Source organism: Bowmanella denitrificans (assembly GCF_039522935.1).
GTDB classification, from domain to species: Bacteria; Pseudomonadota; Gammaproteobacteria; order Enterobacterales; family Alteromonadaceae; genus Bowmanella; species Bowmanella denitrificans.
Map to the genome: position 1 here is coordinate 25,940 of NZ_BAAAEI010000006.1, position 25,597 is coordinate 51,536.

The window sequence follows — 25,597 nt, forward strand, 5'->3', positions numbered from 1 at the left end:
CGAATTATTTTTTTGCTTGAAGGAATGTTGATTGAAATGTGAACAGGCCCTTCTGTCCAACGGCTTTATGTAACAAGCGATGTTCGCTAAATAACAACGCCCCTTTCGGGGCGATGTGATTATTCAGGGATAACGCGGCCGACCAGGCGTTTACTGTCAGCAATCATATTAACCGTGGCACGGCGCAACTTAAGCAGCCCTAAGTATGTCAGGGGTAATAAGAATAAGCTGGTCAGGGTGGAAAACAGCAGGCCGCCAATGATGGCAATGGCCATCGGAGCATAAGGCGGGCCGTCACCGCCAATTTGGGTGCCGCCAAGTGCCAGGGGAATCAGTCCCAGTACTGTGGTGGCGACGGTCATCAGTATCGGCCGGGCACGGCTTAAACAACCATCCAGTATGGCCTGATGAACGCTTTCACCTTCGCCAATAAGCTGATTAATTCTGTCAACCAGCACAATACCGTTGTTGACCACTATCCCCATCAGAATCAACATGCCAATCATACCAATCACTGACATATTGGTGCCGGTGACCAAAAAGGCCCAGAATACGCCCGTGAAGGAAAATAGCAGTGACGTGATAACGGCGGTAGGCAGCAGCAGGGATTCAAACAGCGCAGCCATGACCAGATAAATCATGCATACCGCCAATAGCATATTAATTTGCATGACGGCTTCTGATTCATTCTGGTTACGGAAACTGCCATCCAGTGTCCAGCTGTAGCCGCTCGGTAGCGCGATATTGGCCATGACCGTTTCTATCCGCTCGCGGGCCTGCTCCAGTGTGGTGCCTTCTTGCAGGTTAGCTCCCACGCCCAGTGCCGTTTGCCGGTAATAGCGACGGATCTGCGACAAACGCGGTTTAATACTGATGTCGGCCACCATATCCAGAGTGATATTCTGTTTGTCATCGCGCTTGATGGTCAACCGTTTCAACTCGTCCAGTGAATGTTGCAATGATTCGTCAAACATCAGGCGAATATCCATTTCACCGCTATCCCCGTGACGGAAGGTACGCAAATTGGCGCCCCGCAATGCGGTTGCAACGGTATTGGCAACGGTTTCGGCAGACAAGCCAAAGCGGAAGGCTTTCTGTCTGTCTACGCGAATTTGCAACTCTTCCTTCTGGCCATTGATATCTGCTCTGACGTCGGTCAGTCCTTCGACCCGTTCCAGCACCGGAACAATTTGATCGGCAATACGCATCAATGTCTCTGACGATTGCCCAAGCAAGGTCAGGCGCACACCACCTTTACTCTCATTCCAGCGAAAGCTGGGCTGGCTGCGTACAAAGCTGGGCATGTCCTTTCTAATCATGTCTTTCAGCTCTGCCTGGCTGATGGGCAGGTCTTCATTCAGGGTCAGCCCGGACACGGCATGACCAGGGTTGTAATAGCTGTACACCTGTTTAATGTGGAAGCGCTCCTGATTGGCATACAAGTACTGCTCCATCCGATTGACTTCTTTTTCCACCTCATCAAGGCTGTAGTTACCGTCAATATTGTAGTTAAGCCAAAGTTGATTGTTTGGGTTGTCGTTGTCCCCGTCATTGGTTACCACACCCATAGGAATCGCAGTGGACAGCAGGATAAGGATGGCAATTAACGCGGTTTTGCCCTGATGAGCCAGGGTCCAGCTCAGCACACGCTTATACCAGTTGGCAAACTTACCAGCCTGGCTCCTGGGTTTGCTCGCCTGGTATTTAAGACGAGTGGTCAGCAGTGGGATCAGCGTCTGGGCAATCAATAGTGAGGCAAACAGTGAAATACAGATGGCGATGGCCACATGCTCAAGGAACACCGTGACTTCCTGTTTTTCGCCAACAATGTTAGGTAAAAACACAATGGCGGTGGTGGCCGTACCGGCGATAACTGCCAGACTGACCTTACTGACACCGGCTTTAGTGGCTTTGATCGCATCCGGCTGGGTTTCACGCTCGTGGCTGATACTTTCGGTGACTACCACGGCATTGTCCACCAACATGCCAATGGCGAGCATTAAGCCCATCATGGACAGAATATTCAGGCTATATCCCATAAAGTACATAAAGCCTAAGGTAATGCAGATGGCAAAGGGCACAGACAACACCACAATCAGGGTAGGGGCCCACTGGCGCAAAAACGCATAGAGCACAATAACCGACAGCAGTGCCCCCAGCATACCGGCGCTGAGCAGGTCACTCAGTGATTGAGTTACGCTGGTCGCCTCATCCTGCATGATATACAGATTAATACCATTAAATGCCGGGCTTTCATTGGCTTCGTCCACTACCTTTAGCACCGCCTGGGAGACTTCCACCAGATTACTGCCGGATTCACGATAAATATTCAACCCAACTGCGTAGGTTCTATCCAGATGACGGCCTTCGGTGCGTCTGGGTGTTTCATAGCGAACCTCGGCTAAATCCTTCAGGCGAATACCTTGCTGAACGATCAGATCTTCTATTTCCTCTTTGCTACGAAATTCCCCTTGCGGGTTCACGGTGATTTTCTGGTCCAGCTCAAAGAAATGACCGGCTGTCATGGAAAAGTTAGCGTCTTGCAGCACATTGTACAGTTTGGTCAGGTCGATATGCAGTGCAGCGATACGTTGTGCATCCAGGCGAATGGCAATCTGTTTTTTCATCACCCCATAAAGCTCTACCTTGGACACGCCGGCGACCCGTTCTATGGGCATCTTCAGATTACGTTCCAGAAGATCATAGGCATTAGACAAATCCCGATCACTGGAAACCCGCAACTGAAAAATGGGTAAATCGGCGGTATTAAACTGATACACCATAATGCGTTGCACATCCGAAGGCAGCAGGTGGCGGATGGCATCGATTTTCTCTCTGGCTTCGATGCTTTTGGCGTTTAAGTTTTCACCCCAGTTAAATTCCAGCTCGATCTCCGCGCTGTCCTCGTTGGAACGCGATGACAGGCGTTTAACGTCTGACATAGTGGCGAGCGCTTCTTCCACTGGCTTGGTGATCATCTTTTCCACTTCGGCGGGCGTGGCATCCTGATAGGGCACTACCACCACCATTTGTGGGATGTCGATGCCCGGAAATTTCTCCAGGGGCAGCAACCGACTGGCCATCAGGCCAAGCAGCAGCATGGAAAAAAACAGCATGCAAACGGTAACCGGCTTGCGAATGGCAAAGTCCGTCAGGGCCACGCTCATATTATCGAGCTTGTTCATGACCCACCTCCAACGTAGTCTGACTGGTTTGAATAAACTGCTTACGGTCAAACAGGCTATACAGCACCGGGATCAGCAGCAAAGTCAGTACGGTGGCAAACAATAATCCACAGATAACGGTGACAGCCATGGGGGTACGGATTTCTGCCCCTTCCCCCAGGCCAATGGCCATTGGCAATAAACCTAGGGTGGTGGTTAATGTCGTCATCAAAATCGGGCGCAGGCGGCTGCTTGCTGCTGCAAATATGGCGTCATGTTTGTCACTGCCGCTTTCACGCAATTGGTTTATACGGTCCACCAATACGATGGCGTTGTTAACGACGATACCTGCCAGCATAATCAGGCCGATAAACACCACTACGCTGATATTGGTGCCAGTAATATACAGCCCGTAAATAGAGCCGGCACAAGCCAGGGGGACGGTGAACAGGATCAGGAAGGGATGCAGCAGCGATTCAAACTGGGAAGCCATGACCAGGTACACCATAAACACCGCCAGTAGCAGAGCAAACTTCAGCGAATCAAAGGAAACCTGCATTTCTTCATTTTGACCAGCAATACGGGCCTGCATGCTAAGTGGCAAATCCAGTTTAGCCAGCAGCTGTTTAACGTCAGTCACCGCTTCACCTAAGTCACCATAGGCCAGGTTAGCACTTATCAGGGCCACACGCTCCTGACCTACCCGGGTAATCTCACTTGGGCCAACCGACATCTGGATATCGGCAACCGCTTCCAGGGGAATGGCCGGACTGCCACCTGGGTTGACTGTGATACCGGCAATATCCTGTACTGAATCGCGCTGTTGCTCCTGGGTGCGCACCAGAATGTCGACTTTGCGATCATCAATGGCATAACGGCTTGCCACTTCACCACCAATTTTGGCCGCTATCAGTTTTGATACGTCGGCGGCACTCAGCCCCAGCTGTGCTAACTTGGCATGGTTAAAGTAGATTTTCAGTTCGGGGTGACCGGCACGCAAGGTGGATTTAACATCAGCGAATCGGTTATTTGTTTCAAGTAAACTCACCAACTCGTTGGCATAACGGCTCAGCATACTCAGATCATAACCGGTGAGCTGGATTTCCATTGGCGTAGAGAAACTAAACATTTCGGGTTTGCCAAATTTGGCGGTGATACCTGCCTGGGTACGCAGGTAGTCACGCATGGCGTCCATGGTGTTGGACTCGTCAGTGGCGCTGCTGCCTGGGGTCATCACCACATTCAGTTTGCCCCAGTAATCGCCTCCCTGGCTGGGGGATGCGTTCATTAAGCTACCGGTGCCCGCCAGTGAATAGGTGCGTTGCACGTTGGGTAATTGCTGGGTGAACAGGGCCAGCTTTTCCAGCACCTGGTCTGTATCTTCCAAACGCGCCCCGGTAGAGAGGTTTACTTCCACATGGAATTCGCCCTGGGACATAGGTGGAATCAGCTCCATCCCCAGACGTGGGATCAGCGCCAGTGAAAGCAGCGACACAGCCAGGATTCCACTTAAGGTCAGCATTCGTTGCCGCATGGCCGCGCGTAGCATCACCTGATAAGCATGTTCAAGGATATTAAAACCCTTCTCAAAGCCCCACTGAAAAGGTCGCAGCAGTAAACCGAACAGTCTGCGTAGCAAACGGGTCAACATCACGACCGCACTACTAATGAACAGCGACAGCGCATAGATCAGCTTACCGACTGCTTTGATCAGCATCCTGAACGGCCAGGCCAAGACATACAGCGTTCTAGCCGCTATGCCGCTGGGCGGTGCAACAGCATCATCCGGTGCCGAATCAAGCTCCATAGACGGCGAAGTCTGACCCGGCTGCTTTTCTCTGGCCGCCAACATAGGGATCAGTGTCAGTGCGACAACCAATGAAGCCGCCAGAGCAAACGTCACGGTCAGGGCCTGGTCGCTGAACAACTGACCGGCTATGCCTTCAACAAAAACCAGTGGGAAGAAGACTGCCATGGTGGTCAACGTCGAGGCGATGATGGCGTTACTCACTTCTTTGGTGCCTTTAGCGGCCGCATCGTGAGGATGGTTGCCCAGCTTTTTGTGGCGGTCAATGTTTTCCAGCACCACAATACTGTTATCCACTAACAAGCCGATGGCCAGTGCGATGCCACCCAAACTCATGATATTCAGACTGATGTCGTTACCATACATAAGGTTAAAAGTGGCAATGATGGACACCGGAATGCTGATGGAAATAATCAGGGTGGGCCAAATGTTTTTGAGGAACAGATAGAGCACCAACATGGCCAGAAAACCGCCAATAATGGCCGCTGACTTGACTTCGTCAATGGCGCTGGCGATAAACAGAGATTGGTCATACACCAGTTGTAACTGATACTGGGCCGGAATGTCTTTTTTGATCTGCTCCAGACGTCGTTTAACATTCTGCGCGACTTGTACGGTATTGGCGTCACCTTCTTTGTAAATGGCGACTTCCACGCCTTCCAAACCGGCGAAGCGGGTAATAGCATCTCTTTCCTTATGGCTGTCCAGCACCTCAGCGATGTCGCCTAATCGGATATTGCGGCCTTCTCGACTGGCAATAAAGAGATCGCGCATTTGCTCAAGATTCTGAAATTGATTGAGTGTGCGCACCAGATACTCACGACTGCCGTCTTCCACCCGGCCTCCTGAGGTATTCACGTTTTCAGCCTTGAGACGGGCGATCACTTCTTCCAGTTTAATATTAAGCTGACTGGCTTTGTCCTGATTGATCAGAACCTGGATTTCATTTTCCAGGCCACCGCCGACTTTGACTGAGGCAACACCTTGCACGGACTCCAGCTTACGTTTGAATTCCTCCTCGGCATAGGTACGCAGTCGTTTGGTTGCATTGGCATCCATATTACCCTGTGTAGCCCCCAGCCCCATGCGCAGTATGGGATCCATATTGGGGTTAAAACGCAGCAGTAACGGCTTTTTCACATCCAGTGGTAACCAGATCACATCCAGCTTTTCGCGTACATCCAGGCTGGCCAGATCCATTCTGGTGCCCCATTCAAATTCCAGCACCACATCAGACTGACCGGCTTTTGAGGTAGATGTTACGGTGCGTACACCCTTCACTACACCAACGGCTTCTTCCACCGGTTTACTCACCAGTTGCTCGACTTCACCTGGAGCTGCACCGGGATAGTCGGTGCGAATGGTCAGGGTAGGGTAGGACAACTCGGGTAGCAGATTGAGTGCCAGTCGAGACAGTGACACCATGCCAAATAAGATAATGGCAAAGGTGAACATCCACACAGTAACCGGCCTTTTAACAGCCACATCAACTAAGCTCATGATAATCTTCCTTCTGCTTAGCGCTTGGCCAGTTCGAGGGTATTGACGATTTCTACTGGTGCCTTGTCTTTTAAATTGTGATGGCCTGTGACGACCACCTGTTCGGTGCCAGAGAGCCCGTTAAGCACTTCCACCTTATCGCCTTCGGTATAGCCGGTTTGCACCTTGATTTTTTCTGCCACACCATCGCGAACCACAAATACGCTGCTTGTATCGTCAATATTGATAATGGCCTGACGCGGTAGAAGAGTGGCATTTTGATGCGTGTCGTAGTTGAGCTTCACCTGAGCAAACATCCCGGTTTTTAAGCGGTTATCTTCATTGGGTACACGCAAGGTAACTTTGAAAGTACCGGTTTTGGCATCTATAACCGGGCTGATGCGTTCCACAAAGGCCTTCACCTGGTTGTCATTGGCTGCGGTAATATCCAACTGTGCAGCTTGGTCGACATGCACTTTGGACAGCTCTTTTTCAGGCAGGTGCACAACACCGTAAAGTTGTTTCTGTTGCACAATATGGAACATGCGTTCACGCTGGAATGACTCTGTCAGGTTACCTACTTTGGCATTACGTTCGGCGATAAAACCGGCAATAGGCGCTTTGATGGTGGTTTCTGCCAGGTCCAGCTTAGCGAGCTCCAACTCCGCTTTGGCTGCATCATAAGAGGCGCTGAGTTTGTCAAATGCATCATCGCTGACCAATTTCTTGGCGTACATGTCACGAACTTTATTCAGTTCCTTTTCTATTCCGGTCAGATTGGCTTCTGCGCGTCTGAGGTTAAGGATATAGCGTTCGGTTTCCAATCTGGCCAGAACCTGGCCTTTTTCCACATAATCGCCTTCTTCCACCAGGATCTCATGAATAATGCCGGATGCTCTGGCTACCACAAACGCTTCTTCTTTGGCTTCGAGAATGGCTGTGGTGGCGTAATTAGAAGAAATATCTCCCTGACTCAATGCGGCGACTTCAACCGGAATGGCGATAACCTCGGCTTTTTTTTGCGCGCTATCAACGGTTGCTTCGGCACCGCCACAGCCACTTAACAGAGCGCTGGCAGCGAATATGGAACTGGCGATGAGTGTTTTTACGAACCTGGATTGCATGGATTTTCCCCGGAAGTTTATCGTGTGGTCACAATGTCCTGTGTTATTGCACTATGAAGCACTCACCGTGCCAGTGTAATAAGTTCAATAAAAACAAATAGATGTCTTTGTCCTTATGTTCGAGGTTTGTTGGTTTGCGTATAAGTTGGCGATTTCGACCAATTGTTGGTTACTTGTGTCAAAAGTTAATGTTGCGTCAACCCTGATCACTTAATGTTAGTGGTTTAGCAAAGGCTATCGAGATGAAATTTGTAAGTAAGTGTGCTGAGGTTGTTTGAAAAGAGAACCATGCGGGTAGGCTTGAAAGGGAGGGGGAATACAAAAGTAGCAGATCAATTTTTACCGCAGCATTGCTTAAACTTTTTATTACTACCGCAAAAACAGCTGTCATTCCGACCTAACCTGAGTTTGCCACAGTCATCTAACATCTGCCCATCCACATAACGCCAATGACCTTCTTCAATAATAAAGCGGGATAGCTCATGTAGTTTATACAATTGGCCATCGTAACGATAAAAGGCACTAAATTGTACGGTGGCCCCTGGCTCGGTTAGCTGATGAGACTCTACCTGCAATGCCAGCCATTGTGTTTCATTGGCATCTTGTTGCAACACTGCCAAAGACAAGTCCCGGCGTTTAGCCTGGCTATAAGTGTCCAATATATATTGGAAATCACCCAATACATAGGCGCAATAACGTGAGCGCATCAAGGCCTCTGCGTTTTGGGCCAAAAGCTTACCTTTAAGCAGTGGCTCACAGCAGCGTACAAAGGCAAGTTTACTATCGCAATAACAAAGTGTTGTCATGGAAAAAGTCGAGATCGGCAGCAGTAAGCCCATTACCATGGCCCAAAGACAAGATTGTTGTCCAGGCCTTTTTCTTTACTTAAGCTTACCACTGTAACGCCAAACTGACGACAGAGCTGTTCCAGGCGCTTACGGTTTAATTCATCCAGTACTAACTCTTCTACAAACAGTGCGCAGGTTTTTCCGGCACTCATCAGCTTTTCCAGCCATTCCAGAGTCTGTTCTGCTTCAGGACGAGGTAACTGCTGGCTATGGTGTTCTGTCCGTTTAAATCGCAGGTTGTTGGCCAGCAAATAAATCCATTTATTCTGTTGCGTAAAGTGTTGCATCAGACTGCGAAGTTGCGACCCCTGGTAAATGGACAATTCCATTAAGCCTGGTTGGTGGCGAGACGGAAGCAATGCGTTAACGGCCATAACAAAACCTTGTTTATTTATACAGTGGTTGTGCAAACAGTAGTACTGTATAAATGAACATGCAAGTGTTTTTTTTAAACAATTTTCAGAGAAGGCGTGTCTTCTGCATTTAGTGCCTGTGAGGCAGGAATAACTGTCGATACAGTCTGGAAGCAAATTCGTCCGTCATCCCTGAGATATAATCAGCGATAACCCGTTGTTCCTGCCCCTGAGCCTGTCCTTTCAGCCAGCGCTGCTTGGTGTTTTCCGGTAACAAACGCATAGGGTCGGAACTGAATGCTTCAAATAAGGCTATCACCAGTTGCTGGCCTTTAAACTCCATACGCTGTACGTCGCTCTGCCGAATTACCCGCCGGTATACATAAGCTTTAAATTCGTCCAGAGCCTGACTAAAGCCAGATGGAAGCTGGGCGTTATTGGCGAGTAAAGGGTGTTTGAATTGGTTATCCGTAGTGCCAATTTCAACGGCAGTAATAAAGGCGTTAACCAGAGCACCAATGGCGTCTTTACGATCATAGTGGGCCTGGCTGAACAATTTGATCGCAAGGTGCTGTATGTTCTGGCTAAGCCAGACAATGTCGAGTTGGCTGATGGGGTTGGCGACTTCTTCAATAAAACTATCCTGGCTGACAATACCTGTCACTATGGCATCTTCCAGATCGTGAATGCTATAAGCAATGTCGTCGGCAAGCTCCATAATAGAGCAATCAAAGGACTTAAAACGGGTTTTGGCAAGCTGCGCATTGTGTGGGGCAAAGCTACAAAATAGCGCTTTGTCTTCGGCTTCCAATGGTGACAGCAACCAGTCAAATACGTCTTTGTCGTCATCAAACAAACCTTTAGCCGGTTGCCAATCCTGTAAACGCTCTGTTGTCGGACGGGTGATTAATAACTGACTTTGATAGTTCGGGTATTTCACCAGGCCCAACAAAGTTCGGCGGCATAAGTTCATACCTGCGTCGGGTGTATAGGGCTCAAGCTTGGTGACAATGCGAAAAGTCTGCCCATTGCCTTCAAAACCCCCATGCTTGCGCATCATATAGTTCAGTGCCATTTCGCCCCCGTGGCCGAAGGGCGGGTGACCTATATCATGGGCCAGACAGAGTGTTTCGATCAGATTATCGTTAAGGTCCAACGCATGACTTTGCTGTGGGTACTTCTGCCGCAGTTGGGATGCAATGCCATGGCCAATTTGTGCGGCCTCCAGCGAATGTGTTAAGCGGGTGCGATGAAAATCATTCACACCCACGCCAAGTACCTGCGTTTTGGCCTGCAAACGGCGAAAGGCGGCGGAGTGCAACACCCGGGCTTTATCGCGCTGGAAGGCTGAGCGGTGGTCCCCCTGTCGTTCGGGTTGCATCTGCTGTCTTGCAAGCCAGGGGGACATAGATTACTCCTGCGTGATTTCGTCCAGACTCAAAGAGAAACTGGGTACATAGGCCTCAAGGAAATAATTAACTTCCTCTGATTGATATTCCTGTAGGATTTTATCCAATCGCCGTTTTGCCAGTTCAAACTCATGGTTGCCGGCGGATAGTTCTTCAAGGGTTTTAAGGTAGGCGCAAATAATATCGGCGGCCTTAATAATAAATCGCTCGTCGTCGGTGTGATATTGCCCGTCAATTAACTGCGCGTAATCCTGCCGGAATGCATCGGGGGCCATTTCTATCAGCTTTTGCTCGGCGATTTGCTCAATCTTTTTGTATTCCTGCTGAATCGCCGGATTATAATATTTCACCGGGGTAGGTAAGTCGCCGGTCAGAACTTCCGATACATCGTGGAACATGGCCAGGGTGGCAATGCGAAAAGGGTCTAACTGGCCGCCGTAATACTTATTGCGGATCATGGCCAGGGCGTGGGCAACCATGGCCACCTGCAAGCTGTGCTCCTGCACATTTTCGGTACTGACATTGCGCATCAGCGGCCAGCGGTTAATCAGTTTCATACGCGCCAAATGGGCGAAGAAGTGACTTTGCGGCACACTCATTGACCATTTTCCTGACGATAGCCGGCGAAGAAGCGTTCCACCTTGCCAAGGGCCGTTTGCAACTGGTCGGCGTGAGGTAAAAAGACCAGCCGGAAGTAGCAGCCCTCTTTAAGGTTAAAAGCACTGCCGTGCACCAGCAATACTTTTTCCTGGCGCAGCAGGTCAAGAATCATCAATTCATCATTGCTGATATTAAAACGTGTGGCATCCACCCTGGCGAAGCAGTACATGGCCCCCTTGGGTTTTACACAGGAGATGCCGGGGATCTGCTCCAGTAAGCGCCAGGCCGTGTCCCTTTGCAAACGTAAACGGCCGTCGGCTTGTACCAGATCATTAATACTCTGATATCCGCCAAGGGCAGTTTGTATGGCGTGCTGGCACGGCACATTGGCACACATCCGCATAGAGGCCAGCAAGTTCAGGCCTTCCATATAACTGCGCCCGAGCTTTTTATTGCCACTTAACAGCATCCAGCCGGCGCGAAAACCGGCCACCCGGTAATTTTTCGACAGGCCACTGAAGGTCACAAACAATAAATCATCCGCTAGGGAGGCAATACAGGTATGTCTGGCTTCGTCGTAAAGGATCTTGTCATAGATCTCGTCGCTGAAAATCACCAGACCGTGTGTACGGGCCAGTTCAATCACCTCCAGCAGCAGTTCTTTGCTGTATACCGCACCGGTAGGATTATTCGGGTTGATCATGACGATAGCCCGGGTGTTCGGTGTGATTTTACTCTTTATATCCTGAATATCCGGAAACCAGCCGGCCTGCTCGTCGCAGCGATAATGCACTGGTGTGCCGGAAGAAAGCGTTACAGCGGCCGTCCAAAGTGGATAATCCGGAGAAGGCAGCAGAACTTCATCGCCGACATTCAGCAAAGCCTGCATGGCCATCACAATCAGTTCGCTGACGCCATTACCGATAAACACATCTTCAATATCAATGTTTTTGATATTCTGCTGCTGATAATACTGCATCACCGCCACGCGGGCAGAATATAGGCCTTTAGCATCGGCATAACCCTGTGCCGTAGGTAAATTGTGGATGACGTCTTTAAGAATATCGTCCGGCGCTTCAAAGCCGAAGGGCGCAGGGTTGCCGATATTCAGCTTTAACACCCTGTGTCCCTCATCCTCCAGCCTTTTTGCCTCGGCCAATACGGGGCCGCGGATGTCATAACATACGTCGTTGAGTTTGCTGGATTTTACAATCTGTTTCATGCACTGCTGGGGTTTGAAAAACGGCCCTACAGGGTAATACAGTCGCCACCGTCTTGTCTGCATGGCTAAGGAGATATTTTGCTAAAAATATCCTGACCTTGGGGTTATGACACATCCCTTTACATTGCCGCGATTGGCGAAATCGCCACAGCCTGATAATTATTATCTGAAAAGCTTGTTCAGGCACTGGGAGTATAAGTATGCCGATACCTTTGGTTTGGCTTGGTCTCGGACTTGGAGCGCTGGCGGCCGGGCGGAGTTTGCATAAAGCGTCACAGCAATCAGTACTGCACCATCCTGGTGATTTTACCGAGACGGTGATACCCCAAAACGGCGCGGTGGTGTGCTGCGGCGTCTTCGGTATTTTTGACCACACCGGTATCTGGATGGATGGCAGCATCATCGAACTAAATGGTAACGGCCTGGTAAGGGCTATTTCACCCCAGCGTTTTTTAGAAAATCGCAGTGGTGACCTGATTTACGTAGCCTGCGCTGACGATGGCACTGTGTTAGGAGACGAACAAATCGCCAGCAGAGCCGTTGCCAGAGTATTTGAGTATGCTGACTATCATCTTTTGCGTAACAACTGCCACCGCTTTGTGCTGTCGTGCTGTGATCCTTTGGCTGAGCACATCACCTTATTTAGTGAGTTGAATCAAAACCTGACCCGCCACTATGCACGCCAGATAAGCTGGCGCCCAGCCTTAATATAAGATGTCGGAAGCAGGTTGAGCTTGATAGAAGCAACCCTCAAGACGTCAACATTTCTCATAGGTATAAGTTCTAAAAAATATTTTCTAAGACTAGTTTTTTATAACTACGGGCAGATTGGATTATGTCTGCGTAAGCTAAAGATGGGCCGCTCGCTGATTATTAACGTCAGGTCCACTTTGTGCGCAGAAGAATAAGCCATCCCCGGAGGTGTTATGTCTCATTCATTTAAAGAAACTCCCCACAATGCGATTACCGACAGTGGTATTGCCAGGGTCATTCCTTGTAAAGAACTGGATTTGGGCGACCCGCTCAAATGGCTGGCCCTGGGCTGGCGGGATTTGGTCAGGGCACCGTTACTCACCGCATTCTACGGATTGATCTTTGCAGCCATTCCCTGGCTGATTACTTATTTGGTCAACCTGACTGGCTGGCACCTGGTGATACTGCCGTCCATCGTATGCTTTATGCTGATTGGTCCCTTTCTGGCGGCAGGTTTATATGATGTCAGTTGGGAGCTTGAGAAGGGCCATAAACCGTCCCTGTGGCACAGCATTAAAGCCATCAAGCGTAACGCTGTGAATGAATGGGCGTTTGGTATCTTGCTGCTGGTACTGATGATCTTCTGGCTCAGGGTGGCATCTATTATTCATGCTCTGTATCCCCCTTATCTGGAGGACAATCTGGAAAACCTGTTACCTTTTCTAGCCTTAGGTACCGTGGTGGGAGCAGGCTTTACCATGCTGGTTTTTTTTATCAGCGTATTTACCCAACCCGTGCTGATGGAAAGGCGCATAGACCTGGCATCTGCGGTACTGACCAGCATGAATGTAGTCTGGACCAACAAGTTGCCAATGATGATTTGGGGGTTGATTATCGCCACAGCGGTTGGCATAGGTTTTGTGACCGGTTTTGCCGCTTTTGTGATTTTAATGCCGCTGATTGGCTACGCTACCTGGCATGGTTATATCGATAGTATTGAGTTAAAGCGAGAGCGCCATTACGAATAAGGCAGCACTGTGCACTGGCCAATCACCCGCCTAGTTTCAGTTTTAGGTCGGATTTAGCCACGCAGCAGCAAGGCAGTATTTCATCGTCATCAATAAAGGCCAGGGGATCGGTAAGATAATCCACCTGGCCTTCAATCAATTTAGTACGACATGCGCCGCAGAAGCCTTCTCGGCATTGAAAATGAACCTCCACCTGATGAGCTTCAAGACTCTCTAACAGCGTTTTGTCTTTAAGGCACGCCAGGCGGGTCTGATCATCCAAATGGATTATATACAGATCGTCCATTTTCATTGGCAGAACATCAGAGGTCGAAATCTCCGAAGTCATCGCCGCTGACTTCCGAGTCGATTTGTCCAACCAAATATGAACTGATTTCTGATTCCTGAGGCGCCACTTGCACGTTATCTGAATTAAGGTAATTGTTCATCCAGGGCAGGGGGTTGGACTTCACTTCAAATGGTGTATCCAGACCAATAGCGGCCATACGATGGTTGGCAATAAACTCCACATACTGACAAAGAATATCTTTATTCAGGCCAATCATGGAACCATGCTGGAACAGATAGGTTGCCCACTGTTTCTCCTGCTCCACCGCATTCATAAAGATTGCCCTGGCCTCGTCGTGGCACTCTTCGGCAATGCTGGCCATTTCCGGGTCGTCTTTGCCCTTAGCCCACAGATTCAGAATGTGCTGGGTTGAACTTAAGTGCAGCGCTTCGTCTCTGGCAATCAGGCGGATGATCTTCGAGTTGCCTTCCATCAGCTCCCGCTCGGCGAAGGCAAAAGTGCAGGCGAAAGACACGTAAAAGCGGATAGCTTCCAATGCATTGACCGAATTCATACACAGGAATAACTTCTTCTTTAATTCGCGCTGGTTAATGGTCACCGTCTGGCCATCTACCAAATGCACACCTTCGCCCTGGGTTTGCCAGACCTGAGTGGCAAAGATCAGATCATCATAGTATTTGGATATATCGGTTGCCCGACGTTTGATTTCCTCATTCAGCACGATGTCCTCAAACACGGCACTGGGGTCGGCAAACAGGTTACGCAATATATGGGTATAAGAGCGTGAATGAATGGTCTCAAAAAAAGACCAGGTTTCAACCCAGGTTTCCAACTCTGGTAACGAGACGATAGGCAAAAACGCAATATTCGGGCTGCGACCTTGCACCGAATCCAACAGGGTCTGGTATTTAAGGTTGGAGATGAAAATATGCTTTTCCGGCTCGCTGAGCTTCTGGAAATCCACCCTGTCTTTGCTGACGTCCACTTCTTCCGGACGCCAGAAAAAGCTGATTTGTTTCTCAATCAATTTTTCGAAGATCTGGTGTTTTTGCTGGTCGTAGCGCGCCACATTCACCGGATTGCCAAAAAACATCGGCTCGACAAGGGGATTGGTACTTTGCTGGTTAAAGGTGGTGTATTTCATTGGCTCAAGTTTCAACGGTTGTTTAGCGCAAAGGCCGGTCTGGGACCGGCCTATTATGATTATATTTTGCAGGCGCCGCCGGCGCAGTCGTCATCTTCTTCGACCACGGCTTCCACTACAGGTTGCCGTTTGCTGACAGTCAGCTCTTCCTGGGTGTCTGCAGCACCATCACGGGTATTATGATAGTAAAGCGTCTTAACCCCCAGTTTGTAAGCAGTAAGAAGATCTTTAAGCAACAGTTTCATTGGAACTTTGCCACCTTCGTATTTGCCTGGGTCATAGCTGGTATTGGCAGAGATGGTTTGATCGACAAATTTCTGCATAATGGCGACCAGTTGCAAATAACCGTCGTTAGAGGGGATGTCCCATAGCAGCTCATACTGTTCACGCAAGCGTTCGTATTCCGGTACCACTTGCTTAAGTACACCGTCTTTACTGGATTTAACGCTGATATGACCACGAGGCGGCTCAATGCCGTTCGTCGCATTGGAAATCTGCGAAGAAGTCTCAGACGGCATCAGGGCTGACAATGTGCTGTTACGCAGACCGAACTCCTTGATATCGGCACGCAGCGCTTCCCAGTCGTATTGCAGCGGCTCATTGCACACTGCATCCAAATCCTTTTTGTAGCTGTCGATGGGCAGGATGCCTTTGGCATAAGTGGTTTCGTTAAACTTCGGACATGCGCCTTTTTCCTTCGCCAGTCCCACTGAAGCCTTAAGCAGGTAGTACTGAATCGCTTCAAAAGCTCTGTGCACAAGGCCATTGGCGCTACCGTCGGAATATCGCACTCCGTGCTTGGCCAGATAGTAGGCAAAGTTGATGACCCCTACACCCAGTGTACGGCGGCCCATGGTGGCGTTATACGCTGCAGGTACTGGGTAGTCCTGATAATCCAGCAAACTGTCCAGTGCGCGTACGGCTAAATCCGATAGCTCACCCAGCTCATCCAGGTTTTCGATGGCACCCAGATTAAAGGCCGACAGGGTACATAGCGCAATTTCGCCATTTTCGTCGTTCACATGCTCCAATGGCTTGGTTGGCAGGGCGATTTCAAGACACAAATTGCTTTGACGTACCGGGGCCACGGCCGGGTCAAATGGGCTGTGGGTATTGCAGTGGTCAACGTTTTGCAGATAGATGCGGCCAGTACTGGCACGCTCTTGCATAAACAGACTGAAAAGCTCGATGGCTTTGATCTGCTTCTTACGTATGGCGGGGTCCTGCTCGTACTGGGTATAAAGCGCTTCAAACTTGTCCTGATCAGCAAAGAAAGCATCATACAAGCCCGGTACATCCGAGGGGCTGAACAGGGTGATGTGCTCATCTTTAATCAGGCGCTGATACATCAGCTTGTTAAACTGCACTCCATAGTCCAGGTGACGGACTCGGTTTTCTTCCACACCACGGTTATTTTTCAAAACCAGCAGGGACTCTACTTCCAGATGCCACAACGGGTAGAACAAGGTTGCTGCACCACCACGCACACCGCCTTGCGAGCAACTCTTTACCGCGGTCTGGAAATATTTATAGAACGGCAAACAACCGGTGTGGAAGGCTTCGCCACCCCGGATGGGGCTCCCCAAAGCACGAATACGGCCGGCATTAATGCCAATGCCTGCACGTTGGCTCACATACTTAACAATGGCGCTGGCGGTGGCGTTGATAGAATCCAGGCTGTCGCCACACTCGATTAATACGCAGGAGCTGAACTGACGCGTCGGCGTGCGCACCCCGGACATGATAGGGGTCGGCAACGAAATCTTAAATTTGGAGACGGCATCATAAAAACGCTGGATATAATCCATGCGTGTTTGTTTTGGATAATTGGCAAACAAGCAGGCGGCAACCAGCATATACAGGAACTGCGCGCTTTCATAAATCTCGCCAGTAACCCGGTTTTGAACCAGATACTTACCTTCCAGTTGCTTCACGGCAGCATAGCTGAAATCCATATCACGCCAGTGATCAAGATAGGCGTCCATTTGTTCAAATTCAGCCTGGCTGTAGTCTTCCAGTAGATGCTTATCGTACTTGCCCATGTCCACCATGCGTGCAACATGGCTGTATAAAGTCGGCGGCTCAAACTGTCCGTACGCTTTTTTACGCAAATGGAAAATGGCCAGTCGGGCGGCCAGGTATTGATAATCCGGACTGTCCTTGGAGATTAGGTCTGCGGCAGATTTAATCAAAGTCTCGTGGATATCAGAGGTTTTGATGCCGTCGTAAAACTGGATGTGAGCCTTTATCTCTACCTGGGACACAGATACATTGTTCAGGCCCTTGGCAGCCCAGGTAATGACTTTATGGATCTTGTCGAGATCGATAGGCTCTTTTTCGCCGGAGCGTTTGGTAACGAGAAGCGTATTGTTCATGCCGATAGCCGTCTTATTGTTATCAAAATTAGCGCAAATTGCCTGCAAACAAGCCCTTGCCTGCAGGACAGAAAAACTGCGAATCTTTGCCTTAGCAAGATGTTCGCTTTGGCACAAGATAGTGAGGTTTTAGCCTTTATGCAACCCAATATCTGGTGGTTTAATGGCCGAACAGAAGGCACTGGATAATGAGGTTAGTGTCGACTCACCGAAGAGTCACTATCAAGACTTCGGTGATAGGAATGCAAGGAATATTTAGATCATTTTAAGGCAGATAAATTTTTTATTTCTTAAATGCGGTGTTGTTATTATTTAACGACATATGGTGTTTGTGTTGCACAAAAAATACTAGATCTTGTGTTTGAACCTGTTGGATATTTCAACTGGGTGAGCAATGCGTTGGTCTACCTGCCAATGTTGCGGTTGTTCACTGGGGCAGATATAACCATATTCGGCCAGTATAGCCTGCATACCGGCTGATCTGGCTGCCAGCATGTCACGTTCTGCGTCACCCACATACCAGCTATGCGGCAACGCCAGGTTTAGTTGATTGGCAGCATGGAAGAGCGGTTTGGGGCTGGGTTTTCTATCTGTCAGCGTATCCCCACATACCAGTGCCGCGGCTTTTTGTAAAAGTGGAAACTGTTCTAACAGGGGCAGTGTCAGGTGTGTTGGCTTGTTGGTCACAATGCCCCAGGGGATATTGTTATCATTAAGCCACAATAGCAGTGGCTCAATGCCTTCAAACAAACAGGTATGTTGGCACAAAGTGTTACGGTAATGGTGCAAAAAGCGTTGGCGTAGTGCTTCGAAGTCGCCATCATTGCGACAAATCGCGAAACCTAATTTCAGCATGCCCATAGCGCCATGAGAAGCGATAGGTCGATATGACTGATAGCTTTGCTGGGCGCGACCTTCTTCGGCAAGCAACATATTTAATGCGTTGCCCATATCTCTGGCGGTATCCAGCAGAGTACCGTCCAGATCAAACAGCAATCCTGCCCGTGGCTTAGTCATTTTCCGGCCGGTGACAATGCAGCAGGTAATTAACATCCACATTGCTATTAGATAAATAGTACTGACCGCTGAGTGGATTAAGGTGCAGTCCTTGAATATGACGGCACAGCAGATGGGTGTTATCTATCCATTGCATCAGTTCAGAAGGGCGGATGAATTTACTGTGTTGATGCGTGCCTTTGGGTACCAGCCCCAGCATGTATTCAGCTCCCACAATGGCCATTAAGTAGGATTTAAGGTTGCGGTTCAAGGTCGAGAAGAACACCTGTCCACCTGGCTTAACCAGTTTAGCGCAAGCACGCACGATGGATTCTGGGTCGGGTACATGTTCCAGCATCTCCATACAAGTCACGACATCAAACTGTCCAGCCTGGGCCTCGCTGAACGCCTCCACCGTAATTAGCTGGTAGTTCACATTAATGCCAGACTCCAGACCATGTAATCTGGCCACTTCCAGGGAGTCTTTGGCCATATCAATGCCTGTTACGTCGGCCCCCATTTTGGCCATACTTTCTGCTAATATGCCTCCGCCACAGCCGACATCCAAGGCTTTCTTGCCAAACAATCCCTGGCAATGCTGGGCGATAAAATCCAGACGCAAGGGATTGATTTGGTGCAGAGGTTTAAATTCACCCTCCAGATCCCACCATCGACTGGCCAGGGCAGAAAACTTGGCAATTTCCTGTTCATCTACATTGTCGTGGTGGTTTTGCTGGATGAGTGTTTGTGACATGAGTATGGCTTTGTTTTGAAAAACTGCGGCCTAGTATAATCAGCTCATTGCCGAACACCAACGCTGTTTTATAACAATGGCCTCAGGCTGGTGCGAATGCCGTTTATATGAGCAAGCTGCGGCTGTTTATTTGTTTATTTAAGTGGTAGGATTGTGCGGTTAATAAACCTCTAATAAAGCTTGAATTCCCGGGTTCTGACTGATTTTTTGATGTTCAGTGTAAACCCGAATGGGAAGACGTAGATTAAAGAAGGGAACAGGGCTGTATATGACCGACCGCGCCAAAGAAATTCTCCCCATTAATATTGAGGAAGAGTTGAAAAACTCATACCTTGATTATGCCATGAGCGTCATTGTGGGCCGTGCCCTGCCAGATGTGCGCGACGGCCTCAAACCGGTACACAGGCGTGTGCTGTTTGCGATGAACGAGTTGAAGAACGACTTCAACAAGCCCTACAAAAAATCTGCCCGTGTGGTGGGTGATGTCATAGGTAAGTACCACCCGCATGGTGATTCTGCCGTGTATGACACCATCGTCAGGATGGCCCAGCCCTTCTCATTACGTTATATGCTGGTTGATGGACAAGGTAACTTCGGTTCGGTCGATGGCGATTCTGCAGCTGCGATGCGTTATACCGAAGTACGTATGGCCAAAATTGCCCATGAGCTGTTGGCTGACCTGGAAAAAGAAACGGTTAATTTTGTGCCTAACTATGATGGCACGGAACAAATACCCGAAGTACTGCCTACCAAAGTGCCTAACCTGTTGGTAAATGGTTCTTCTGGTATTGCCGTGGGCATGGCCACCAATATTCCCCCGCATAACCTGACTGAGGTGATCAGCGGCTGTATTGCGCTGATCAACAACCCTGACATCAGTATTGAAGAACTGATTGAGTTTATTCCTGGGCCGGACTTCCCTACAGCGGCAATGATTAGCGGCCGTAAGGGAATAGAAGAAGCCTACCGCACGGGGCGCGGAAAGATTTATCTGCGTGCCAAAGCTGACATCGAGACAGAAGATAACGGTAAAGAAACCATTATCGTCAGCGAAATTCCTTATCAGGTTAACAAAGCCAGATTAATCGAGAAGATTGCCGAGCTGGTTAAAGAAAAGAAAGTTGAGGGCATCTCTGCGCTACGTGATGAATCTGACAAAGACGGTATGCGCATCGTTATCGAAGTGAAACGTAACGAATCTGCCGAAGTATTGCTCAACCATTTGTATGCCCAAACCCAATTACAAACGGTGTTTGGTATTAATATGGTGGCGCTGGATAACAACCAGCCAAAAGTCTTCAACTTAAAAGAAATGCTTGAAGCCTTTGTGTTGCACCGCCGCGAAGTGGTGACACGCAGAACCGTATTTGAACTTCGTAAGGCTCGTGACCGCGCGCACATCCTGGAAGGCCTGGCCGTGGCGCTGGCCAACATTGACCCGATCATTGAACTGATCAAGGCTTCACCCAGCCCGGCCGAAGCCAAGGCCGGTTTGGTGGCACAAGGCTGGTTGTTGGGTGATGTGTCTGACATGCTGGAAAGAGCCGGTGTCGATGCAGCGCGCCCAGACTGGTTGGAGCCGCAATTTGGCATCCGCGACGGCAAATACTATCTCACCGAAGCGCAAGCTCAGGCCATTTTGGACCTGCGCCTGCACAAGCTGACAGGCCTTGAACATGACAAGATTCTGGCTGAATACAAAGAACTGCTGGAGCTGATTGCAGAGCTGATGCATATCCTGGCCAGTCCAGAGCGCTTGATGGAAGTGATTCGTGAAGAACTGGAGAAAATCCAGGCCGAGTACGGTGATGAGCGTCGTACTGAAATCACTGCGGCCAGCCACGATATTGATATAGAAGATTTGATTGAGCAGGAAGACGTGGTCGTCACTCTGTCACACGAAGGCTATGTTAAGTACCAGAAACTCAAGGAATACGAAGCCCAGCGCCGTGGTGGTAAAGGTAAGTCAGCCACCAAAATGAAGGACGAGGACTTTATTGAGAAGCTGCTGGTTGCCAATACCCATGATTATATTCTGTGCTTTTCTACCCGCGGCCGACTGTACTGGATTAAGACCTATCAGTTGCCGCTGGCCAGCCGCAACGCCAGAGGTCGACCTATTGTCAATATACTACCTTTGGAAGAAGGTGAGCGGATTACCGCCATGCTGCCGATTGCAGAATTTGTGGAAGACAAATTTGTATTGATGGCGACCGCATTTGGTACGGTGAAGAAAACTGACTTGACTCAGTATTCACGCCCGAGAGCCAACGGTATTATCGCTGTGAATCTTAATGATGGTGATGAGCTGATTGGTGTTGCGCTAACCGACGGTCAAAGCGACATCATGCTGTTCTCTGATGCGGGTAAGGTTGTGCGTTTTAATGAGAAACAGCGCGACGCAGAAACCGGTGAAGTGAAACTTGATCCAGAAACCGGTGAAGAGATGCTGTCACTACGTCCCATGGGCCGCACGGCCACGGGTGTGCGCGGTATCCGTTTGCAGGATGAGCAAAGAGTGGTGTCCTTGATTGTTCCACAAGGGGATGGCGCGATACTGACCGTTACCGAAAATGGTTTCGGCAAGCGTACGCCGCTGGAGGATTACCCGGCTAAGAGCCGTGCCACGCAAGGTGTGGTATCTATCAAAGTATCCGAGCGTAATGGCGCTGTGGTAGGCGCTGTTCAGGTCGATGAGAATGATGAAATCATGCTTATCAGTGATCAGGGCACGCTGGTACGCACTCGTGTGAGTGAAGTATCGGTTATTGGCCGAAACACTCAGGGTGTTCGCTTGATCCGCACCACAGAAAATGAACATGTAGTTGGACTGCAGCGCATCGAAGAGGTGGAAGCTGAAGACGACTATATGCTAGAAGACGGGCAAGAACCCGCGTTACAGGCAAGTTCGGACGAAGGCCAGGTGCCGGGCGACGACGAATAAACGACAGAAATCCAGTCGAGAGACAGCAATGTCTCTTATAGTCTGTACAGCGACGAGCGGCCTGAGATAAACCTTAAGCCGCTCGTTTGCTTTTGAAGAGTGTAAAAATGAATAAGGTGTATAACTTTTGTGCTGGTCCCGCCATGTTACCGGTGGAGGTAATGCAGCAGGCGCAGGCTGAATTTGTCGATTGGCAGGGGCAGGGATGCTCAGTAATGGAGCTTAGTCATCGCAGTAAGGAATTTATTCAGGTGACAGAGCAAGCCGAAGCGGATTTGCGGGAACTTCTGAGCGTGCCGGCTAATTACAAAGTGCTTTTTACCCATGGTGGAGGACGGGGACAGTTTTCGGCCGTGCCACTGAATTTAGGTGGCCAACGAGATCAGGCCGATTATCTGGTCAGTGGTTCCTGGTCATCCGCAGCAGTGGATGAAGCCAAACGTTACCTTAAGGCCAATGTGGTGGCCAGCAGCCGCAGGGAGGACGGGCTTTTAGTTGTTCCGGGACAAGAAGAGTGGCATTTAAATCCCGAGGCAGCCTATTTGCATTATTGTCCCAATGAGACCGTGGATGGTGTCGAAATGTCAGACATCCCGGATATTGGCGCGGTCCCTTTGGTTGCTGATATGTCATCCAATATCTTGTCTAAACCTGTTGATGTGTCGCGTTTTGGTGTGATTTACGCTGGCGCACAGAAAAATATTGGTCCATCGGGTTTGTCAGTGGTGATTGTGCGGGACGACTTGCTGAACCAATCTATGACTCACACTCCTTCGATTCTGGACTACAACATCCTGGCGCAGCAGGGCTCTATGTTTAATACGCCACCTACTTACGCATGGTATCTGGCCGGGCTGGTGTTTAAATGGCTCAAAGCGCAGGGAGGGGTGGAGTCCATGGCGAAGCGCAATGCCGATAAGGCCGCGCTGCTGTATAGCTATATTGATAGCAGTGATTTTTATCATAACCGCATTGCACCTGCATTCCGGTCACGTATGAATGTGCCTTTTCAACTGGCAAATTCGGCGCTGGACAAAGTATTCCTGATGGAATCTGAACAGGCAGGATTTAAAGCGTTGGCAGGACATCGCAGTGTCGGGGGCATGCGCGCCAGTATTTATAACGCTATGCCCATTGAAGGGGTAAAAGCTTTGGTTGACTTTATGGCTGACTTTGCCAGGAGAAAGGGTTAATGGAACAACTTGTACTGGAACCTATCAGTCGTATTGATGGAGAGGTGAACCTGCCCGGCTCCAAAAGCCTGTCGAATCGCGCTTTGCTATTGGCGGCGATGGCGCAAGGCAGAACCGAGCTGACCAATTTACTGGACAGTGAAGATATCCGGCATATGCTCAGTGCCTTAACTCAACTTGGGGTGAGCTACCAATTGAGTGCAGATAAAACCCGCTGCACGGTGGATGGACTGGGGCAGGCTTTTAAGGTGGCGGCCAGGCAGACATTATTTTTGGGTAATGCCGGTACGGCCATGCGTCCTTTGTGTGCCGCGCTGGCGCTCTCTCAGGGTGAGTTTGAACTGACTGGTGAACCACGCATGGAAGAGCGTCCTATCGGAGCTCTGGTTGATGCCCTCAGACAAGCTGGGGCAGATATTCAGTATCTGAAGAACCAAGGGTTTCCGCCACTGCTGATTAAAGGCCAAAGGTTATCCGGTGGTACCATTCAGGTGGATGGCAGTGTATCCAGCCAATTCTTAACCGCCGTGCTAATGGCAGCACCGCTGTTTGATGGTGATACACAGATTGAAATTGTTGGTGAGCTGGTATCAAAACCCTATATTGATATCACTCTGGATACCATGGCCAAGTTTGGTGTCATGGTGGAAAACCATCAATATCAGAAATTTGTAGTGACCGCCGGGCAGCATTATCGTTCCCCCGGTTCCTTTCTGGTGGAAGGGGATGCATCATCTGCATCATATTTCCTGGCTGCTGCTGCAATTAAAGGCGGTACAGTCAGGGTGACCGGCATTGGCAGAAATAGTATTCAGGGGGATAAAGACTTTGCCCTGGTACTGCAAGCTATGGGAGCAAAAGTCAACTGGGGAGCCGACTTCGTTGAAGTGGAAGGAAGGCCACTTAACGCGGTGGATATGGATATGAACCATATTCCCGACGCCGCCATGACGATTGCCACCACCGCACTCTTTGCAAAAGGTACAACGGCCATTCGCAATATTTACAATTGGCGGGTGAAAGAAACCGATCGCTTGCATGCTATGGCAACGGAGCTTCGTAAAGTAGGGGCGCATGTTGTGGAAGGCGATGACTTTATTGAAGTCACACCACCGGCAAAATTGCAGCGAGCTGCCATTGATACCTACAATGATCACCGCATGGCAATGTGCTTCTCTCTGGTGGCGCTTGGCGATACCCAGGTTGTTATTAATGACCCAGGTTGCACGGCTAAGACATTCCCGGATTATTTTTTGCGTTTGGCGGATATCAGCCATCGTTAATCCAACACATAGGGCAGCAGGCCCTTATATTGGCGCAGGTTGCAGGGCTACACTAAGCTTAAGTCCCTCCGCCGGTATAGGGCTTTCGTTGCTTATCCCTGCCTAAAGCGTATAATTGCGCGCGTTTTTTTATATGAAGACAGTTTTGGAGAAGCGATGCAAGTAGCGCCTGTCATTACCATCGACGGACCGAGTGGAGCAGGAAAGGGCACCATCAGCGCCATGTTGGCTGAAAAGCTGGGCTGGCATTTTCTTGATAGCGGTGCCATATATCGTGTATTGGCCGTAGCGTCTCTGCATCATCAAATTGATGCATTGGACGAGATGGGGCTGGTGCCATTGGCGTCCAGTCTGGACGTTAGCTTTGAAACGCAATCTGGTGGGACAAGAATTATCCTCGAAGGCGAAGATGTCACGGAAAGTATTCGTACCGAAGAAGTCGGTGCCGTTGCTTCTCAGGTGGCGTCACTGCCGAGGATTCGTGAAGCCTTACTCAGAAGGCAGCGAGCGTTTCGGGAAGAACCCGGGTTGGTCGCCGACGGAAGAGATATGGGCACCGTGGTTTTCCCCGGTGCACAAGCAAAAATCTTCCTTACTGCCAGCGCTGAAGAGCGGGCGATGCGCCGTTATAAGCAGTTGAAAGATAAGGGGCTCGATGTTAGCATTGAGCGCCTTTTGACCGATATACAGGCGCGTGATGAACGAGACATTAATCGTTCGGTTGCGCCACTGGTACCGGCAGAGGATGCATTGGTGTTGGACTCAACGCAGTTGAGTATCACCCAAGTGCTTGAAACCGTTATGCAATTTGTTGAAGACAGATTGCAAAATAATTGATGAAACTGCTCGAAAGTAAGGATGCTGCGAGCCAATTGGAACAACCCCACATTAG

At 49.6% G+C, this 25,597-nt stretch carries 19 protein-coding genes; 6 read left to right on the forward strand and 13 right to left on the reverse strand.

Annotation, left to right across the window (positions count from 1 at the left end; translation table 11 throughout):
* Positions 1 to 119: 119 nt before the first annotated feature.
* The 8 genes from ABD028_RS03105 to ABD028_RS03140 form a co-directional block, all read right to left on the reverse strand.
* Positions 120 to 3,185, reverse strand: coding sequence for an efflux RND transporter permease subunit (locus tag ABD028_RS03105; protein WP_343841646.1), 3,066 nt, complete (start codon positions 3,183 to 3,185; stop codon positions 120 to 122).
* Positions 3,169 to 6,471 (reverse strand): efflux RND transporter permease subunit, encoded by a 3,303-nt coding sequence (locus ABD028_RS03110; RefSeq protein ID WP_343841648.1) that lies wholly within the window; start codon positions 6,469 to 6,471, stop codon positions 3,169 to 3,171. The genes ABD028_RS03105 and ABD028_RS03110 overlap by 17 nt, the downstream gene beginning before the upstream one ends.
* A gap of 17 nt (positions 6,472 to 6,488) precedes the next feature.
* Entirely contained in the window at positions 6,489 to 7,574 is a 1,086-nt protein-coding gene (locus tag ABD028_RS03115) for an efflux RND transporter periplasmic adaptor subunit (RefSeq protein ID WP_102795288.1), read from the reverse strand.
* A 332-nt stretch (positions 7,575 to 7,906) separates the two neighbouring features.
* A complete protein-coding gene (locus ABD028_RS03120; protein ID WP_343841650.1) occupies positions 7,907 to 8,419 on the reverse strand; it encodes a YchJ family protein in 513 nt (170 codons plus the stop codon).
* Positions 8,413 to 8,796 carry a hypothetical protein gene (locus ABD028_RS03125; RefSeq protein ID WP_146027107.1) on the reverse strand — a complete coding sequence of 128 codons (384 nt, stop codon included), beginning with the start codon at positions 8,794 to 8,796 and terminating at the stop codon, positions 8,413 to 8,415. Before ABD028_RS03125 ends, ABD028_RS03120 begins: the two co-directional genes overlap by 7 nt.
* A gap of 109 nt (positions 8,797 to 8,905) precedes the next feature.
* Positions 8,906 to 10,183, reverse strand: coding sequence for an anti-phage deoxyguanosine triphosphatase (locus ABD028_RS03130; protein WP_343841654.1), 1,278 nt, complete (start codon positions 10,181 to 10,183; stop codon positions 8,906 to 8,908).
* A gap of 3 nt (positions 10,184 to 10,186) precedes the next feature.
* Entirely contained in the window at positions 10,187 to 10,783 is a 597-nt protein-coding gene (yfbR, locus tag ABD028_RS03135; RefSeq protein ID WP_343841656.1) for a 5'-deoxynucleotidase, read from the reverse strand.
* A complete protein-coding gene (locus tag ABD028_RS03140) occupies positions 10,780 to 12,006 on the reverse strand; it encodes a pyridoxal phosphate-dependent aminotransferase (protein WP_102795294.1) in 1,227 nt (408 codons plus the stop codon). Before ABD028_RS03140 ends, yfbR begins: the two co-directional genes overlap by 4 nt.
* A gap of 200 nt (positions 12,007 to 12,206) precedes the next feature.
* Between ABD028_RS03140 and ABD028_RS03145 the strand changes: the two genes are divergently transcribed.
* Together ABD028_RS03145 and ABD028_RS03150 are read left to right on the forward strand one after the other, a co-directional pair.
* Positions 12,207 to 12,719, forward strand: coding sequence for a hypothetical protein (locus tag ABD028_RS03145; protein ID WP_343841658.1), 513 nt, complete (start codon positions 12,207 to 12,209; stop codon positions 12,717 to 12,719).
* A 213-nt stretch (positions 12,720 to 12,932) separates the two neighbouring features.
* Entirely contained in the window at positions 12,933 to 13,727 is a 795-nt protein-coding gene (locus tag ABD028_RS03150) for a DUF2189 domain-containing protein (RefSeq protein WP_102795503.1), read from the forward strand.
* A gap of 22 nt (positions 13,728 to 13,749) precedes the next feature.
* Here the strand turns inward: ABD028_RS03150 and yfaE are convergent, their stop codons facing one another.
* The 5 genes from yfaE to ubiG all read right to left on the reverse strand — a co-directional run bounded on the left by yfaE (position 13,750) and on the right by ubiG (position 19,285).
* Complete coding sequence (yfaE, locus tag ABD028_RS03155) at positions 13,750 to 14,013, reverse strand: class I ribonucleotide reductase maintenance protein YfaE (RefSeq protein WP_343844006.1); 264 nt, start codon at positions 14,011 to 14,013, stop codon at positions 13,750 to 13,752.
* Between the two features lie 16 nt (positions 14,014 to 14,029).
* Positions 14,030 to 15,160, reverse strand: a complete 1,131-nt coding sequence (nrdB, locus tag ABD028_RS03160; RefSeq protein WP_102795297.1) for a class Ia ribonucleoside-diphosphate reductase subunit beta — start codon at positions 15,158 to 15,160, stop codon at positions 14,030 to 14,032.
* Positions 15,161 to 15,219: 59 nt separating this feature from the next.
* Complete coding sequence (gene nrdA, locus ABD028_RS03165; protein WP_343841663.1) at positions 15,220 to 17,535, reverse strand: class 1a ribonucleoside-diphosphate reductase subunit alpha; 2,316 nt, start codon at positions 17,533 to 17,535, stop codon at positions 15,220 to 15,222.
* Positions 17,536 to 17,883: 348 nt separating this feature from the next.
* A complete protein-coding gene (locus tag ABD028_RS03170; RefSeq protein ID WP_343841665.1) occupies positions 17,884 to 18,552 on the reverse strand; it encodes an HAD family hydrolase in 669 nt (222 codons plus the stop codon).
* The gene (gene ubiG / locus ABD028_RS03175; protein ID WP_343841667.1) at positions 18,545 to 19,285 is read right to left on the reverse strand and encodes a bifunctional 2-polyprenyl-6-hydroxyphenol methylase/3-demethylubiquinol 3-O-methyltransferase UbiG; all 741 of its coding nucleotides are present in this window, start codon (positions 19,283 to 19,285) and stop codon (positions 18,545 to 18,547) included. Before ubiG ends, ABD028_RS03170 begins: the two co-directional genes overlap by 8 nt.
* A 268-nt stretch (positions 19,286 to 19,553) precedes the next feature.
* On the opposite strand from ubiG, the gene gyrA reads away from it, so the two are divergent.
* The 4 genes from gyrA to cmk all read left to right on the forward strand — a co-directional run bounded on the left by gyrA (position 19,554) and on the right by cmk (position 25,542).
* The gene (gene gyrA, locus ABD028_RS03180; protein WP_102795301.1) at positions 19,554 to 22,229 is read left to right on the forward strand and encodes a DNA topoisomerase (ATP-hydrolyzing) subunit A; all 2,676 of its coding nucleotides are present in this window, start codon (positions 19,554 to 19,556) and stop codon (positions 22,227 to 22,229) included.
* Between the two features lie 107 nt (positions 22,230 to 22,336).
* The gene (serC, locus tag ABD028_RS03185) at positions 22,337 to 23,422 is read left to right on the forward strand and encodes a 3-phosphoserine/phosphohydroxythreonine transaminase (protein ID WP_343841671.1); all 1,086 of its coding nucleotides are present in this window, start codon (positions 22,337 to 22,339) and stop codon (positions 23,420 to 23,422) included.
* Positions 23,422 to 24,705: a 3-phosphoshikimate 1-carboxyvinyltransferase gene (gene aroA, locus ABD028_RS03190; protein WP_343841673.1), complete on the forward strand. Its 1,284-nt coding sequence runs from the start codon at positions 23,422 to 23,424 to the stop codon at positions 24,703 to 24,705. The genes serC and aroA overlap by 1 nt, the downstream gene beginning before the upstream one ends.
* Before the next feature lie 156 nt (positions 24,706 to 24,861).
* Complete coding sequence (cmk, locus tag ABD028_RS03195; RefSeq protein ID WP_102795304.1) at positions 24,862 to 25,542, forward strand: (d)CMP kinase; 681 nt, start codon at positions 24,862 to 24,864, stop codon at positions 25,540 to 25,542.
* Positions 25,543 to 25,597 lie beyond the last annotated feature (55 nt).